Source organism: Halobacterium sp. R2-5, from assembly GCF_011734195.1.
GTDB lineage: Archaea > Halobacteriota > Halobacteria > Halobacteriales > Halobacteriaceae > Halobacterium.
In genome coordinates, this window is record NZ_JAANTH010000001.1 from 1,105,005 (window position 1) to 1,118,359 (window position 13,355).

General features: G+C 71.4%; 17 protein-coding genes and 1 tRNA gene. 11 read left to right on the forward strand and 7 right to left on the reverse strand.

What is annotated here, in order from left to right; all coding sequences use genetic code 11:
* Nucleotides 1-28 precede the first annotated feature (28 nt).
* From G9C83_RS05985 to G9C83_RS05995, 3 genes are all read right to left on the reverse strand, one after another.
* A complete protein-coding gene (locus G9C83_RS05985) occupies nucleotides 29-532 on the reverse strand; it encodes a metal-dependent hydrolase (RefSeq protein WP_167245185.1) in 504 nt (167 codons plus the stop codon).
* A gap of 49 nt (nucleotides 533-581) precedes the next feature.
* Nucleotides 582-833, reverse strand: a complete 252-nt coding sequence (locus G9C83_RS05990) for a hypothetical protein (protein WP_167245186.1) — start codon at nucleotides 831-833, stop codon at nucleotides 582-584.
* Nucleotides 834-981: 148 nt separating this feature from the next.
* Nucleotides 982-1,188 (reverse strand): cold shock domain-containing protein, encoded by a 207-nt coding sequence (locus G9C83_RS05995; protein WP_004595330.1) that lies wholly within the window; start codon nucleotides 1,186-1,188, stop codon nucleotides 982-984.
* 128 nt (nucleotides 1,189-1,316) lie between these two features.
* Here G9C83_RS05995 and G9C83_RS06000 point away from each other — a divergent pair, with 128 nt between their 5' ends.
* Nucleotides 1,317-2,423 carry a Xaa-Pro peptidase family protein gene (locus G9C83_RS06000; RefSeq protein ID WP_167245187.1) on the forward strand — a complete coding sequence of 369 codons (1,107 nt, stop codon included), beginning with the start codon at nucleotides 1,317-1,319 and terminating at the stop codon, nucleotides 2,421-2,423.
* A gap of 87 nt (nucleotides 2,424-2,510) precedes the next feature.
* Complete coding sequence (locus tag G9C83_RS06005) at nucleotides 2,511-3,947, forward strand: MATE family efflux transporter (protein WP_167245188.1); 1,437 nt, start codon at nucleotides 2,511-2,513, stop codon at nucleotides 3,945-3,947.
* Nucleotides 3,948-4,074: 127 nt separating this feature from the next.
* On the opposite strand, the gene G9C83_RS06010 is transcribed toward G9C83_RS06005, so the two are convergent.
* A tRNA-Thr gene (locus G9C83_RS06010) sits at nucleotides 4,075-4,148 on the reverse strand.
* A gap of 132 nt (nucleotides 4,149-4,280) precedes the next feature.
* Between G9C83_RS06010 and G9C83_RS06015 the strand changes: the two genes are divergently transcribed.
* From G9C83_RS06015 to G9C83_RS06030, 4 genes are read left to right on the forward strand one after another with little or no spacing between them, the layout of a single operon-like run.
* On the forward strand, nucleotides 4,281-4,739 hold the full coding sequence (locus G9C83_RS06015; protein ID WP_167245189.1) for a YbhB/YbcL family Raf kinase inhibitor-like protein: 459 nt from the start codon (nucleotides 4,281-4,283) through the stop codon (nucleotides 4,737-4,739).
* Nucleotides 4,740-4,787: 48 nt separating this feature from the next.
* Nucleotides 4,788-5,459: a phosphoglycolate phosphatase gene (locus G9C83_RS06020; RefSeq protein ID WP_167245190.1), complete on the forward strand. Its 672-nt coding sequence runs from the start codon at nucleotides 4,788-4,790 to the stop codon at nucleotides 5,457-5,459.
* Between the two features lie 37 nt (nucleotides 5,460-5,496).
* Entirely contained in the window at nucleotides 5,497-6,516 is a 1,020-nt protein-coding gene (locus G9C83_RS06025) for a carbohydrate kinase family protein (protein ID WP_167245191.1), read from the forward strand.
* Between the two features lie 26 nt (nucleotides 6,517-6,542).
* A complete protein-coding gene (locus G9C83_RS06030) occupies nucleotides 6,543-7,043 on the forward strand; it encodes a hypothetical protein (RefSeq protein WP_167245192.1) in 501 nt (166 codons plus the stop codon).
* Nucleotides 7,044-7,046: 3 nt separating this feature from the next.
* Here the strand turns inward: G9C83_RS06030 and G9C83_RS06035 are convergent, their stop codons facing one another.
* Nucleotides 7,047-7,793, reverse strand: a complete 747-nt coding sequence (locus tag G9C83_RS06035) for a ribonuclease H-like domain-containing protein (RefSeq protein ID WP_167245193.1) — start codon at nucleotides 7,791-7,793, stop codon at nucleotides 7,047-7,049.
* Between the two features lie 52 nt (nucleotides 7,794-7,845).
* Nucleotides 7,846-8,490: a helix-turn-helix domain-containing protein gene (locus tag G9C83_RS06040; RefSeq protein ID WP_167245194.1), complete on the reverse strand. Its 645-nt coding sequence runs from the start codon at nucleotides 8,488-8,490 to the stop codon at nucleotides 7,846-7,848.
* A 309-nt stretch (nucleotides 8,491-8,799) separates the two neighbouring features.
* Here G9C83_RS06040 and G9C83_RS06045 point away from each other — a divergent pair, with 309 nt between their 5' ends.
* Both G9C83_RS06045 and G9C83_RS06050 read left to right on the forward strand, forming a co-directional pair.
* A complete protein-coding gene (locus G9C83_RS06045; RefSeq protein WP_167245195.1) occupies nucleotides 8,800-9,561 on the forward strand; it encodes an enoyl-CoA hydratase-related protein in 762 nt (253 codons plus the stop codon).
* A 48-nt stretch (nucleotides 9,562-9,609) separates the two neighbouring features.
* Nucleotides 9,610-10,032 carry a hypothetical protein gene (locus G9C83_RS06050; RefSeq protein WP_167245196.1) on the forward strand — a complete coding sequence of 141 codons (423 nt, stop codon included), beginning with the start codon at nucleotides 9,610-9,612 and terminating at the stop codon, nucleotides 10,030-10,032.
* On the opposite strand, the gene G9C83_RS06055 is transcribed toward G9C83_RS06050, so the two are convergent.
* Nucleotides 10,033-10,407: a hypothetical protein gene (locus G9C83_RS06055; protein ID WP_167245197.1), complete on the reverse strand. Its 375-nt coding sequence runs from the start codon at nucleotides 10,405-10,407 to the stop codon at nucleotides 10,033-10,035.
* A 105-nt stretch (nucleotides 10,408-10,512) separates the two neighbouring features.
* Here G9C83_RS06055 and G9C83_RS06060 point away from each other — a divergent pair, with 105 nt between their 5' ends.
* The 3 genes from G9C83_RS06060 (at nucleotide 10,513) to G9C83_RS06065 (ending at nucleotide 13,281) form a co-directional block, all read left to right on the forward strand.
* Nucleotides 10,513-11,808, forward strand: a complete 1,296-nt coding sequence (locus tag G9C83_RS06060) for a 5'-deoxyadenosine deaminase (RefSeq protein WP_167245198.1) — start codon at nucleotides 10,513-10,515, stop codon at nucleotides 11,806-11,808.
* Nucleotides 11,809-11,870: 62 nt separating this feature from the next.
* Nucleotides 11,871-11,996, forward strand: coding sequence for a hypothetical protein (locus G9C83_RS16130; protein WP_279587135.1), 126 nt, complete (start codon nucleotides 11,871-11,873; stop codon nucleotides 11,994-11,996).
* Nucleotides 11,997-12,135: 139 nt separating this feature from the next.
* Nucleotides 12,136-13,281 (forward strand): hypothetical protein, encoded by a 1,146-nt coding sequence (locus G9C83_RS06065; RefSeq protein ID WP_167245199.1) that lies wholly within the window; start codon nucleotides 12,136-12,138, stop codon nucleotides 13,279-13,281.
* The last annotated feature ends 74 nt before the right edge of the window (nucleotides 13,282-13,355 follow it).

The following is a 13,355-nucleotide window of genomic DNA, read 5'->3' on the forward strand; positions in this document are numbered from 1 at the left end:
AACGCTCGCAAAAATTCGATTATGTAAATCAGGCGATAGGACTGGCGAGCACCGCGGCGACGGCCGTCGCGAACACGCCGAGGGCGAACAGCCCGACGTTCCAGACCGTGCTGTCTGCGGGCGTCAGGCCGAGCGAGTACCGCTCGCCGGACAGCGGCCACAGCGCGGCGACGCCCATCGGCGTGAGCGCGTCCGCCAGCAGGTGGGCGAGGACCGCGAACGCCGCCGCGCCGCCCGCACCCGCCGCGAGTTCGACTGCCCGGTCGGGCGCGAGCGCGAGCCCCGACGGCCCCGCGACGAGCCACGCGGCGCCCCCGACGGCCCCGCCGACGACGATGGCGAACAGCAGCGTGTGCGTGACGCCACGGTGGTCGATTAACGGCACGTCGTGGTCCGCGTCGGGCAGCGGCGTCAGCGCGAGCACGATTCCCAGTCCCGCCGCGGCCGCGACGACGCGGCCGACAGCGGTCAGCGCGTACAGCACCGGTGCGTACGCGAGCAGCGCGACGCCGTAGTGACCACTCCGGTACACATCCGCCCGTCTCCTCCGAGCAAGTAGAGCGTTCCGGGACTGGTCCGGCTCAGGGCCGCCGCACGAGCAGCACCGCGCCGGCGACGAACGCCAGCAGGTACGCCGGGTGGCCCTGCGCGTACGCCACTACTTCGGGGACGGCCGTGCTCACGTCCCCGGTCGCGACCGCCGCGTCGAACGACTGCCCGGGCGACTGCGCCCACAGCGCGAAGTGCGCGACCGCCGCCGCGCCGAACACGAGCCCGGTTAGCTGGTACGGTCGCCCCGCGACTGCGTCCCCGAGTGACTCCGTGATACCCATACGACAACGACGGTGTCACTACTAGAAAAACCATCCGTAGTGAAGTGGTAACTACTCGGTCATAATTACAGCCGCGAGAGCCCGGGCTACGCGACGTAGCTTCCGGAGAACTGCAGGTCGTCCGTCGCGTCAGCGACTGACGAGTGTCTTAGTTGCGGACGAGGTTCGTCGCGCGCGGTCCCTTCGGGGAAGACTCGATGTCGAACTCGACTTCCTGGCCCTCTTCGAGGTCCGGCCCACCGACGTCCTCCATGTGGAAGAACACGTCCTCGTCGTCGTCAAGGTCGCCGTCGTCAGTCGAAATGAAACCGTAGCCGCCCGTGTCGTTGAAGAAATCAACCTTACCGTTTGCCATTGCAAACAGACGTAGGGGCCGTCCCGGGATAACAGTTCCGAGGGTCGGAGTACCACGACCCACGACCCCGGAACCGTCGCGAGTCCGGACCCGAACGACTGTTGGGGCCGGCCCGCGAACCCCCGGACATGAGCGCCTTCGAGGAGCGCACGCGCCGCTGCCAGCAGCGCCTCCGGGAGCGCGGCGCCGGCGGCGTCGTCCTGTTCCCGAGCCAGAACTGCTACTACCTCGGCGGGTTCAGCGAGGAGCCCGGCGAGCGCCACCTGTTCCTGTTCGTGCCCGCGGAGGGCGACCCGGCGTTCGTCGCGCCCGAGCTGTACGACGAGCAGCTCCGCGAGGCGACGTGGGTCGAGGACGTCCGGCTCTGGAGCGACGCCGAGGACCCCACCGGACTCGTCGCCGAGACCGCCGCCGACCTCGGGATGGCCGACGGCGAACTGCTCGTGGACCCGACGATGTGGGCGCGCTTCACGCAGGACCTCCGCGCTGCGCTCCCGGACGCGACGTGGGGGCTCGCGGACGAGGTGCTCGGGCCGCTGCGCGTGCGGAAGGACGACGCCGAACTGGACGCGCTCCGTAGCGCCGCCGACGCCGCGGACGCCGCGATGAACGACGTCCGTGACCTCGGTGCAGACGCTATCGGGATGACCGAGCGCGAACTCGCGGAGTTCGCCGCGGACCGCCTCGCCGCGCACGGCGGCGACGGGACGTCCTTCGAGACCATCGTCGGCAGCGGCCCGAACGGCGCGAAGCCACACCACCACCGCGCGGACCGCGAAGTCGAGCGCGGCGACCCGGTCGTCTTCGACTTCGGGACGCGCGTCGACGGCTACCCGAGCGACCAGACGCGGACGATCGTCTTCGCTGGAGACCCGCCCGCGGCGTTCGAACGCGTCCACGACGTCGTCCGCGAGGCACAGCAGGCCGCCGTCGACGCGGTCGAACCCGGCGTCCCCGCCGAGGACGTCGATGCCGCTGCGCGGGAGGTCATCGAGGACGCCGGCTACGGCGACGAATTCATCCACCGCACCGGACACGGCGTCGGGCTCGACGTCCACGAGGAGCCGTACGTCGTCGGGGGCAACGACCGCCCGCTGGAGGGAGGGATGGTGTTCTCGATCGAGCCCGGCGTCTACCTCGACGGCGAGTTCGGCGTCCGCATCGAGGACCTCGTCGCCGTCACCGCCGACGGCTGCGAGCGCCTCAACGACACTGACCGCGGCTGGCGCGTGTAACGCGGCCGGTTCGCGCCCGGCCCGCACCGGTGTTTCGTTCCGAAATGGCTGCGTTTTTGTCCGTCCCGCCCGGACCACGAGCCAGTCGTGGTCCCGAACCCGTTCAGCCGCCTGCTCCGCGAAATCGGGCTCGCGCTGGCGCGCCTCGGCCTCATCTCCGAGGAGCGCGCCCGCCGCACGTCCGAGCTCGCGTGGCCGCGCATCGTCACCGGCGTCGCGCGCATGTCCAAGAGCGCCGCGGACGTCGCGATGGTGGGCGTGGCGCTCGGGAGCGCCGCCATCGCCGGCGTCGGGTTCGCGGGCCCGTTCTGGGGTGCCGCGTTCAGTCTCGGCGGCGGCCTCGCCGCGGGCACCATCGCGCTCGTCTCCCAGCGGTTCAGCGCCGAAGCCTACGACGAACTCGGGCAGGCCATCCGGTCGAGCACCGCGCTCGTGTTCGCCGCGACGCTCCCCGTCGCCGCGCTGTTCTACCTCTTCCCCGCGCAGCTCATCGGCCTGATGACGAACGACCCGGTCGCTATTCAGTACGGCGCGGACTACCTCCGCGTGCTCGCGTTCGGCGTGCCGTTCGCCGGGCTCAACCTCGTCGGCAGCCGCGCGCTCATCGGCGCCGACGACGCGTGGACCGCGATGGTGCTGCGCGCGGGCGGCGCCGTCGTCAACGTCGGCCTGAACGCCGTGTTCATCTTCGTGCTCGGGTGGGGCGTCGCGGGCGCCGCGCTCGGCACCGTCGTCAGCAACGTCGTCGTCGTCGCGGCGTTCGTCGCCGGCATCACGCGCGGCCGCCTCCCGCTCGTCGGCCCGTTCCCCGTCACCATCTCTCCGGTGGGCCGGTACTGGGACCGCGAGACGTGCCGGGACGTCGTCACCATCGGTCTCCCCGTCGTCGGCCGGAACTCCGTCTGGACGGGCGCGCGCTTCCCGCTGCTCGCGTTCGTCGGCCTGCTCGGCTCCGAGGTGGTCGCGGCGTACGTCGTCACGCGGCGCATCTGGGGCATCATGAACGCCCCCGGGTGGGGATTCGGCCTCGCCGCGTCCAGCCTCGTCGGGCAGGAGCTCGGCCAGGGCGACGAAACCACTGCGGAGTCCTACGGCCGCGAGATCGTCGTGTTCTCCGTCGCCACGTACGCGCTGTTCGCCGCGCTCGTCGCCGTCTTCGCCCGCGACATCGTCGTGCTGTTCGTCGACGACCCCACCTCCGGGAGCGTCCCCATCGCCGTCGGGATGGTGTACGCGGCGTCGCTGGCAATCGTCCCGCAGGGCGTCACGAGCGCCGTCGCGGGCGCGCTCGACGCCACCGGCGACACCCGCTGGCCGTTCTACAGCCGCGTGTTCGGGATGTTCGGGCTCGCCATTCCCCTGGTGTACCTCGGCGCGACCACGAGTCTCGGCATCCTCGGGGTCTACCTCGCGTTCTTCGGCGAGACGGTCGCGCCCGCCGTCATCAACTACTACCGGTTCGCCACCGGCAAGTGGAAGGCCATCAGCCGCGGGTACCGGCCCGAAGCCGCCGCCGACGACTGAACTCGGGACCCGTCGAAGCGCGCCCGCTCGACTCTGTATCCCTCTGGCGAGCCATCACACGGCAGCACGCCCGGTAGCGTCGCTGCGAGAACGGAGAGCGGGAGTCGAGAGCGAAAAATCGGGGGAGAGCCGTGGGGGGGATTCGAACCCCCGACCGGTCGATTACAAATCGACTGCTCTGGCCAGCTGAGCTACCACGGCGCGGTCGACAGGACAACGTACAGCCAACGCCGAAATAACCCCTTTGATACCCGCCGACTTCGCCGCCCTCGCGGCGGCGAGCTTTTTGTGGGGTCGGGCCGACAGTTATCCCATGTTACGGAGTGGTCGCGCGTGAGCCTCCGGCTGTCGAGTCCGGCGTTCGCGGACGGCGAGCGGATTCCCGAGCGGTACGGTCACGGCGTCGAGAACGTGAACCCGCCGCTGCGCATCGAGGGCGTCCCCGAGGACGCGGAGACGCTCGCGCTCGTGGTGGACGACCCGGGCGCCCTCGACCCGGCGGGGAAGGTCTGGGACCACTGGACGGCGTGGAACGTCCCGGCGAGCGTCGAGGAGATACCCGAGGACTGGGACGCGACCACCGACGGCGCCAGCGAGGGGACGAACGACTTCGGGGAGCGCGGGTACGGCGGGCCGGCGCCGCCGGACCGCGAGCACACGTACCGTTTCAGGCTGTTCGCGCTCGACGCGGACCTCGACCTCCCCGAGTCCGCGGGCCGCGAGGACGTCGAGGACGCCGTCGACGGCCACGTCCTCGACGAGGCGCTGCTCGAAGGGACGTACGCACCGTAGTTGCCGCGAAGAGCACGGCCTTTACGCGCGCAGTGCCTGCGCTCGCGCATGGTCGCGCCGCTGGCCGTCGACATCGACGGCACGCTGAGTCGCCCGGACCGCTCCATCGACAGCCGCGTGCTGGACGTCCTCCGGGAGTGGGACGCGCCGGTCGTCGTCGCCACCGGGAAGGCGCTGCCGTACCCGGTCGCGCTCTGCCAGTTCGTCGGCGTTCCGGAGCGCGTCATCGCGGAGAACGGCGGCGTCGCGTACGTCGACGACGAGCTGTTCTACCTCGGCGACAGGGACGCCGCGGCGGCCGTCCGGGAGGCGTTCGCGGACGAGGGCTTCGACCTCGGGTGGGGTGACGCGGACCTCGTGAACCGCTGGCGGGAGACCGAGCTCGCGGTCAACCGCGAACAGCCCCTGGACGTGCTCACCGCCCTCGCCGACGAGTACGGCCTGAGCGTCGTCGACACCGGATTCGCGTACCACGTGAAGGCCGCCGAACCGAGCAAGGGCGCGGCGCTGGCCGTGGTCGCGGAAGAGCTCGGCTACGAACCGGGGGACTTCGCGGCGGTCGGTGACTCCGAGAACGACGTGGAGCTGTTCGAGGCCGCGGGCGAGTCGTACGCCGTCGCGAACGCCGACGACGCCGCGAAGGCCGCCGCGGACGCCGTGCTCGACGCGTCGAACGCGGACGGCTTCCTCGAAGCGACGCGGCGAATCCGCGGCGAGTAGCCCCGACCGTTTAGTGGCGGCGGGCGAACCACGAGACATGGACCTGGCAGCGCGGCTCGCGGACGCGCCCTCGCCGACGGTGACGCTGCTGCCGGACGGCAGCGTCGACCGCCGATTCGGCGTGCTCGACCGCGAGCACGCCCCGGAGAGCCGCGCGGCGTTCGTCGAGCGGTTGTCGAGCGGCCAGCGCTCGTTCGTCACGGAACACCGCGGTGTCGAGCCCGGCGGCCAGGCGGTGAACGCGGCGATGCAGGCGCACGCCCTCGACGCCGACGCCACGCTCTACGGCCACCTCGACCACGACGTGTTCGGCGTGCTCGACGTCGAAGCGCACTCGATGGGCGCGCCCGCGTCCGTGAACGTCTACGAGTTCGAGGACGCCGCGATGATGCTGACGACGGAGTCGACGGACATCCGCACGTGGTCGTACGACGACCTCGCCGCGGCCGGCGGCGCGACGGCGTTGGACGCCGACGCCGTCGTCTGGACGAACTGGGCGTCGCTCCCGAACGCCACCAGCGCGCTCCGCCGTGCGGCCGACGGACCGGGCGACGGCGGCGTGTTCGTTCTCGACCCCGGTGGCGTGGCGGTCCGGACGCCCGACGACCGGACGACCTTCTTGGACGTACTCGGCGACCTCGCGGACCGCTACGAGGTCGCGTTGAGCGTGAACGACGACGAGCTCGCGTCGCTGGCGGCCGCGGCGGGCATCGAAGGAAGCGTCCCGGAGGCGGCGCGCGAGCTCCGGGAGCGCGCGGGGATCGCCGCGGTCGTGATGCACGGCGAAGAGCGTGCGGTCGCCGCGACCCGCGGAGACGCGCTCTCGGTCCCGAACTTCGGGGTGGACGCGGTGAGCCGGTTCACGGGGGGCGGCGACCGGTTCTCCGCGGCGCTCGGGTTCGCGCGGGCCTGCGAGTGGCCGTGGCGGCCGGCGCTCCGGTTCGCGAACGCGTGCGCGTCCCACTACGTCGCGACGGGGCTGACCGGCGATCGCGCGGCCGTCGCGGAGTACGCCGCGGAGGCAGTCCCGGAGACTGACGGAAGCCGCAACGATTAATCGGGGAGGTTCCGTAGGCGGTCGCGATGAGCGGTGACGCGGCGCGTCTCTCCGGTCCTTCGGTCGGAGGGGCGCGCGAGGGCACGACGCTCGTTCTCGGGGAGACTAGCCACGACGACGCCTGTCGCGGGCTCGCGGGTGACGGGTCGCCGCGCGCGTACCGAGTCCGCGCGGTGCTCGACGGCGGCCGGCGCTGCGCGAGCACGGACGACCTCTACGACACGGGCGTCTACGACGGCCTCGACCTCCCGGACGCGGGCGTCGCCGTCTCGGACGCGGTCGCGAACCTCGACGCGCCCGTGGGATCGTCGGACCGGCTAGTCGTCTGCCTGGACGGCCTGCCGCGGCCGGACGACGCCGCGGGCCGCGAGCGCCTCGTCCAGTTCCTGCACGCGGTCACGCACCGCGTCTGCGACGCGAACGGCCGCTGTCACGCCCACCTCGCGGTCGACGCGGACGACGACCTCGCCGCGGTCGTCGCGCCGCTGTTCGAGAGCGTCGTGGACGCGGAGAAACGCGAGTCCTGACGGTCAGGCGTGCGGCTCGAAGACTTCTTCGTGGAGCCGGCCCGCGACCGTGTCGAGTAGCGTCTGGAGGTTCTGCGCGTCGTAGCGGTTGTACTCGACGAGCCTGTCGAGGGCGGCCTCGTCGCCGTCCTCGTAGCGGTGCCAGAGCCGCACCGCCTCGCGGCCGTCGACGTCCATGCCGCCGCGGTCCACGCCGAGGTCCTTCTCGACCTGCTTCAGGCCGCCCGTGAGGTCGAGCCGCCGGCAGAGGTACATCAGGTCGAGGTGCGGTGTGTCGACGGTGAGGTCGTAGTTGTGTTCGAGGAACGGCTGGTCGAAGCGCTTCCCGTTGAACGAGACGACCAGCGAGGCGTCCAGGAGGTCCGCGAGGTTCTCGCTCGTGAGGTCGTCGCCGCGCACGAGCGTCTCCGTGCTGCCGCCGTGGTGGACGCTCACCGTCGTCACGTCGCTTCCGCGCTTGTCGAGGCCGGTGGTCTCGATGTCGAAGAACGCGACGTCGCCGGCGACGTTCTCGTAGAGCCGCCAGAGCGCGTTGTTCGGGAACGCCTCCGCGAAGAAGCGGGTGTCGCCGGCGTCGAGCGCCGCGCGGGCGTCCTCGATGAACGAGTGGACGTTCGCTGCGGTCGTCTCGCCGACGCCCGGGGCGCTGGCGTTGAAGTCGTCCCAGTGGGTGACGCCGTGCTGCCAGAGCCGGCGCTCCGTGGTCTCGCCGACGCCGGGGGCGGGGATGAACGAGTTCTCGGCGCGCATACCACCCGGTGGGTGCCGTCGGTACAAAGGCGTCGCGGTCCGGCGGTCGCGGCTACTGGTCGAACGCGGTCCGGACGAACGCGGCGACGCCGCGGCGGAGGCGCTCGCTGACCGCCTGCGCGGAGACGCCGAGCTCGTCGGCGACCTCGGACAGGGACGCCTCCCGGGGGACGTCGTAGTACCCCATCTCGACGGCGGTGACGAGCGCCTCGCGCTGCTTCGCGGAGAGCCCGTTCTGGTCGCCGTAGACGGGCGCGGAGTCGCTGTAGACGCCGCGCAGCGTGACGTCGACGCCGCGGGCCTCGGCACGCGGCTGGAACGTCGAGAGGCTCTCGCGGTCCGGGAAGCGCAGGCGCGCGTCGACGCCGTCCGCCGACGACGTGACGCCGAGCCGCGAGGCCTCCATGCGGTCGTCGATGGGGTACAGGGTGACGGGCGTCGCGTCGCTGATTTCCACGCGGTAGAGCCGCCGGTCGCCGGCGTCCTCGACGAGTGCGGCGTCGTCGACTGTGTCGTCGTCCTCGACGGCGACCTCGAAGTCGTCGAGGTCGCCGTCGAACGCCCACACGAACAGCACGGGCTCGTCGGGGTCCTCGGCGACGGCCTGCTCGACGTCGAGGCAGACGCCGCTCTCTTCGAGGGACGGCATCAGCGGCAGCCCCGGGTGACGGAACGTGAATTCGGCGATGACCCCCACGTACCGAATCAGGGACCCCGACACGTATACATCAATCGGTTGTTATTATATGTGATAACGCACTTCGCCGAGTGACGGGGAGTGTCAGAGGCACGTCCACGAACTGCCGCCGGGGCAGCCGTGGACGTGAAACCGTCGTACTGCGACGGCCTTGGGTCGCTGGCATGGCCAGTAATGGGTTTAAATCAGGTCGGAGAGTATAGCACACGTGTCGCTGCACCTAACTGTACAGTGCGTGGATAGGACGCCGAATTCGGCGGTCGGCCGGCCCGGCGAACGCTTACGGGGGGTCGGTGTGACGGCTCACGCATGCGCGCAGACACCCGAGACGGAGTCCGGTACCTCACGCTCGACCGACCCGAGGCGAAGAACGCACTCACGGCCGAGGACGCCGCCGCGCTCGCCGACGAACTGGACGTCCTCGACCCCGACGAGCACGACGCGGCCGTGCTGCGCGGCGAGGGCGACGCGTTCTGTGCGGGCGGCGACGTCGCTTCGATGGCCGACAAGGATCTGGACGCCCGCGAGTACTACGAGCACCTCGCGGCGACGTTCGGCCGCCTCACCGAGGCCGCCATGGAGTCCCGCGTCCCGCTCGTCGCGCGCGTCGACGGCGACGCGGTCGGCGCGGGGCTCTCGCTCGCCGCGCTCGCGGACTTCGCGTACGCCGTCCCCGACGCCCGCTTCTCGTGTGCGTTCGTCCGCGTCGGCCTCGTCCCCGACACCGGCGGGAGCTTCCTCCTCCCGCACCTCGTCGGCCTCCGTCAGGCCAAGCGCCTCGCGTTCACCGCGGAGTTCGTGGACGCCGCGGAAGCCGCGGACCTCGGGCTCGTGAATCGCGCGGTCCCGGAGTCCGAACTCGACGACGCCGTCGACGAACTGCTCGACGTCTTACGTGCGCGGCCGACTCGGACTGTCGGCGCGATTCGGCAGGCGTTCCACGACAATCTCGGCCGCGAGTGGGACGACGCCCTCGACCACGAGAACCTCCTCCAGAGCCAGCTGTCCGACACCGCCGAGCACGAGGAGGGCGTCGCCGCGTTCCTCGACGGCCGCGAACCCGAGTTCTGAGCCGCCGCGGGCGGAAGCCTTCAGTCGCTCGGGCGCCTACACGTCGCCGTGCGCCGAATCGCGCTCGCCGTCGCCGCCGGCGTCCTCGCGCAGGCCGCGCTCCTCGCGGCCGTCTCGGGGATGCCACACCACCACCCGAGCACGGGGACGCTCGCGTTCCGCGTGGTCGCCATCGGCGCCGTCGGCGGGTTCGTGGCCGCAGTCGCTGCCGGCGACGCACCGTACCGGACGGGCGTCGCGAGCGGGACCATCACCGGAATCGGGTTCGGTGTCGCCTTCTGGTGGTTGCTCTTCTACGGCGACACGGTCGGCGTCTTCCACCACGTCCACTACGCGCTCGCGACGACGCCCGCGCTCGTCGATCTCGGCGCGGTCGCGCCGGAACTCGTCGGTGCCGCGGTCGCGCTCGTCGTCGCCGCGGCGTTCGCAGCGGGCGGCGTCCTCGGCGGGTACGCGGCCAGCCGCCGCTGACTACGTCGCGGTGCGGGACGCGACCAGCGCCAGCAGCCACGTGAGGACGAATCCGGTGACTGTCCCGGCGGGCTCGCCGGCGACCGACCGAACGGCGGTCGCCACCAGCAAGTAGCACGCGACGACCACGACGCAGGCAGCGAGCGCCCACGCGACGCCCGCGAGGTGGGAGTCGACGGTTTCCATCCACGAGTCGGTGTAGACGTTCGGAACGGCGACGCCCGCGAGCATCACGACGGCGAACGCGTCCCGCTCGACCGCCACGTGCGAGAACGCGAGCGCACCGCCGGCGGCGAGCGCGACGACGACGGCGGTGGCCGTGACGGCGAACTCCACGCTGACGAGCCACGACCGGAAGCGCGAGAGCGCACTCATACCCTGTCGTTTCGGGCTGCGGGCTTGAACGTAGCGGCGAGTCGCACGCGGTGAGCGGGCGAACCGCAACGCGTTAGGGGCGGAGGCGTCGTACGTGGTGACGGTATGACGCTACTGTGCGCCGACGCGGTCGTCTGCGACGCCGAGCGGGTCGTCAGCGACGGGGCTGTCGTCGTGGAGGGCGACCGCGTCGCGGCCGTCGGCGACCGCGGCGAGCTGGCGGACGCGTACCCGGACCACGAGCGCGTCGAGTGCGACCTGCTCGCGCCGGGGCTGGTCGGCGCGCACGTCCACTCCGTGCAGAGTCTCGGGCGCGGCATCGCCGACGACGAGGAGCTACTGGACTGGCTGTTCGACCACGTGCTCCCGATGGAGGCGTCGATGGGCGCCGACGAGATGCGCGCGGCCGCCGACCTCGCGTACCTCGAACTGATCGAGTCGGGGACGACGACGGCCGTCGACCACCTCTCGGTCGCGCACGCCGACGAGGCGTTCGAGGCCGCGGCGGACGCCGGCGTGCGCGCGCTGATGGGGAAGGTCCTGATGGACAAGGACTCCCCGGACGGCCTCATCGAGGATACGGACCACGCGCTCGCGGAGACCGAACGGCTCGTCGAAGAGTACGACGGCATCCGCGACGGCCGCATCCGGTACGCCGTCACCCCTCGGTTCGCCGTCTCGTGCACGGAGGAGTGCCTGCGTGGCTGCCGGGATATCGCCGACGAGTACGGCGTGCGCATCCACACGCACGCCAGCGAGAACCGCGGCGAGATCGAGACCGTCGAGGACGAGACGGGGATGCGGAACGTCCACTGGCTCGACGAAGTCGGGCTGACGGGGGAGGACGTCGTGCTCGCGCACTGCGTGTGGACCGACGAGACCGAGCGCGAGGTGCTCGCCGAGACGGGCACGCACGTCACGCACTGCCCGTCCTCGAACATGAAGCTCGCGTCCGGCGTCGCGCCCGTCCGCGACTACCTCGACCGCGGCATCAACGTCGCGCTCGGCAACGACGGCCCGCCCTGTAACAACACGCTGGACGCGTTCACGGAGATGCGCCAGGCCAGCCTCCTCGGGAAGGTCGAGGAGCTCGACCCGACCGCGATTCCCGCGCGCACCGTCTTCGAGATGGCGACCCGGAACGGCGCGGAAGCCGCGGGCTTCGAGACCGTCGGCAAACTCCGGGAGGGATGGACCGCCGATATCGTCGGCCTCGCGACGGACAACGCGCGGTCGACGCCGATTCACGACCCGTACTCCCACCTCGCGTTCGCGGCCCACGGCGACGACGTGACGCTCACGATGGTCGACGGCGAGGTGCTCTACCGCGAGGGCGAGCACGTCCGCCTCGACGACGCGGGCATCCGCGAGCGCGCACGGGAGTTCGCCGAAGCGTACTGACTGTTCGCCCGGGAACCCGGCACCACGCTTTTCGGCGGGGCGGACGAACCCTCGAACGTAGTATGCCCGACAGCGACCCGGTTCAGTGTCCGATCTGCGGCTGGACGGGGCACGCCCGCGACCTCGACGACGCCTCGCGGTCGGCGTGCCCGGCGTGCGGCGAGCCCGTCGACGCGCCGTCGGCGTGACCGTTCCGCCCGAACTCCTCTCATTTCTACTCCGCCCGGGGCTGGCTCCGCCGTCGGCCTCCGCCGAGACGCCGGAAGCGAGTGACACGACGGCTGCGGCGATAACAACGTTTTCAAGCGCACCGGCCCAGGTGAGCGTATGGACCGCGGTCTGGCGTGTTGGGTGGCCGGGTTGCTCGTCGTCGCGGCTGTCGCCGCGCCAGCGGCGGGAGCCGGTGCGCCGGACGGCCCGTTCGGCGTGGCACAGGAGGAGTTCGACCCGGATAGCGTCACGCTGTCGGCGGCGCTCGAGGACGACGGGAGCGCCGCGTGGTCGTTCAAGTATCGAATGGAACTCGCGACGGACAACGAAACCGAGGCGTTCGAGGACCTCCGGGCAGATATCGAGGAGAACCAGTCGGCGTACGCCGACCGGTTCCGCGAGCGCATCGAGTCGACGGTGGCCTCCGCGGAGAACGCCACTGGCCGCGAGATGCGCGTGGAGAACGTCTCGGTCCGGGCGTACGAGCAGTCCGGGGGAGAGTTCAGCGACTCCTACGGATTCGTGGAGTACACCTTCGAGTGGGCCGGCTTCGCGGCCGTCGAGGACGACCGAATCGCCGCCGGGGACGCCCTCGAGGGCTTCTACCTGAACGGGGAGACGTCACTGCGTTTCTCGTGGGAGGACGGCTATGCGGCGACCGACGTCGACCCGGCGGCCGACGATTCGGCGTCGACGTACGTGCAGTGGAGCGGCGAGCGGGAGTTCGCCGGCGACGAGCCGCGCCTCGTCCTCGAACCCACCGACCCGACGACGAGTGACGCCGGTGAGACGACGACGGCCGCGTCGAGCGGCGAGAGCAGCGTCGTGCTGCCCGCGCTGGTCGGCGCGCTCGTGGCCGCTATCGTGGTGGGCGCCGCGGGCTGGCTGTACGTGCGCCGCGACGGCGACGAGGACGCAGGAGGAAGCGGCCCTGCGACCGACAGCGGCCCGGACGACGACGACGCTGGCGGCGGTGCTGGCGCCGCAGGTTCGGCTGGCGCGGCCGGTGCAGCGGGCGCGGCCGAGGAGTCCGACGCCGAGCCGCCCGAGGAGCTGTTGAGCAACGAGGAGCGCGTGAAGAAGTTCCTGCGCGATCAGGGCGGCCGCGCGAAACAGCAGGACGTCGTGGACGCGATGGGGTGGACGGAGGCGAAGACCAGCCAGGTCGTCAAGGACATGCGCGAGAGCGACGAGCTGGAGTCGTTCCGCATCGGCCGCGAGAACGTCCTGAAGCTCCCGGACGCCGACATCGCCGAGGAGTAGCGCGCCGGAACCGCGGAAGTCGGACGCCAAGGCGTGCCACGGCAGCCGCGATGCGGCACCTCCTTATGCGGTGC

Bases quoted from the DNA above. Each gene is read 5' to 3' on its own strand.
- G9C83_RS06055 (WP_167245197.1), bottom strand. From the start codon at position 10,407: ATGAGTGCGCTCTCGCGCTTCCGGTCGTGGCTCGTCAGCGTGGAGTTC.
- G9C83_RS06020 (WP_167245190.1), top strand. From the start codon at position 4,788: ATGGTCGCGCCGCTGGCCGTCGACATCGACGGCACGCTGAGTCGCCCG.
- G9C83_RS06060 (WP_167245198.1), top strand. From the start codon at position 10,513: ATGACGCTACTGTGCGCCGACGCGGTCGTCTGCGACGCCGAGCGGGTC.
- G9C83_RS05990 (WP_167245186.1), bottom strand. From the start codon at position 833: ATGGGTATCACGGAGTCACTCGGGGACGCAGTCGCGGGGCGACCGTAC.
- G9C83_RS16130 (WP_279587135.1), top strand. From the start codon at position 11,871: ATGCCCGACAGCGACCCGGTTCAGTGTCCGATCTGCGGCTGGACGGGG.
- G9C83_RS05995 (WP_004595330.1), bottom strand. From the start codon at position 1,188: ATGGCAAACGGTAAGGTTGATTTCTTCAACGACACGGGCGGCTACGGT.
- G9C83_RS06045 (WP_167245195.1), top strand. From the start codon at position 8,800: ATGCGCGCAGACACCCGAGACGGAGTCCGGTACCTCACGCTCGACCGA.
- G9C83_RS06000 (WP_167245187.1), top strand. From the start codon at position 1,317: ATGAGCGCCTTCGAGGAGCGCACGCGCCGCTGCCAGCAGCGCCTCCGG.
- G9C83_RS06065 (WP_167245199.1), top strand. From the start codon at position 12,136: ATGGACCGCGGTCTGGCGTGTTGGGTGGCCGGGTTGCTCGTCGTCGCG.
- G9C83_RS06035 (WP_167245193.1), bottom strand. From the start codon at position 7,793: ATGCGCGCCGAGAACTCGTTCATCCCCGCCCCCGGCGTCGGCGAGACC.
- G9C83_RS06025 (WP_167245191.1), top strand. From the start codon at position 5,497: ATGGACCTGGCAGCGCGGCTCGCGGACGCGCCCTCGCCGACGGTGACG.
- G9C83_RS06030 (WP_167245192.1), top strand. From the start codon at position 6,543: ATGAGCGGTGACGCGGCGCGTCTCTCCGGTCCTTCGGTCGGAGGGGCG.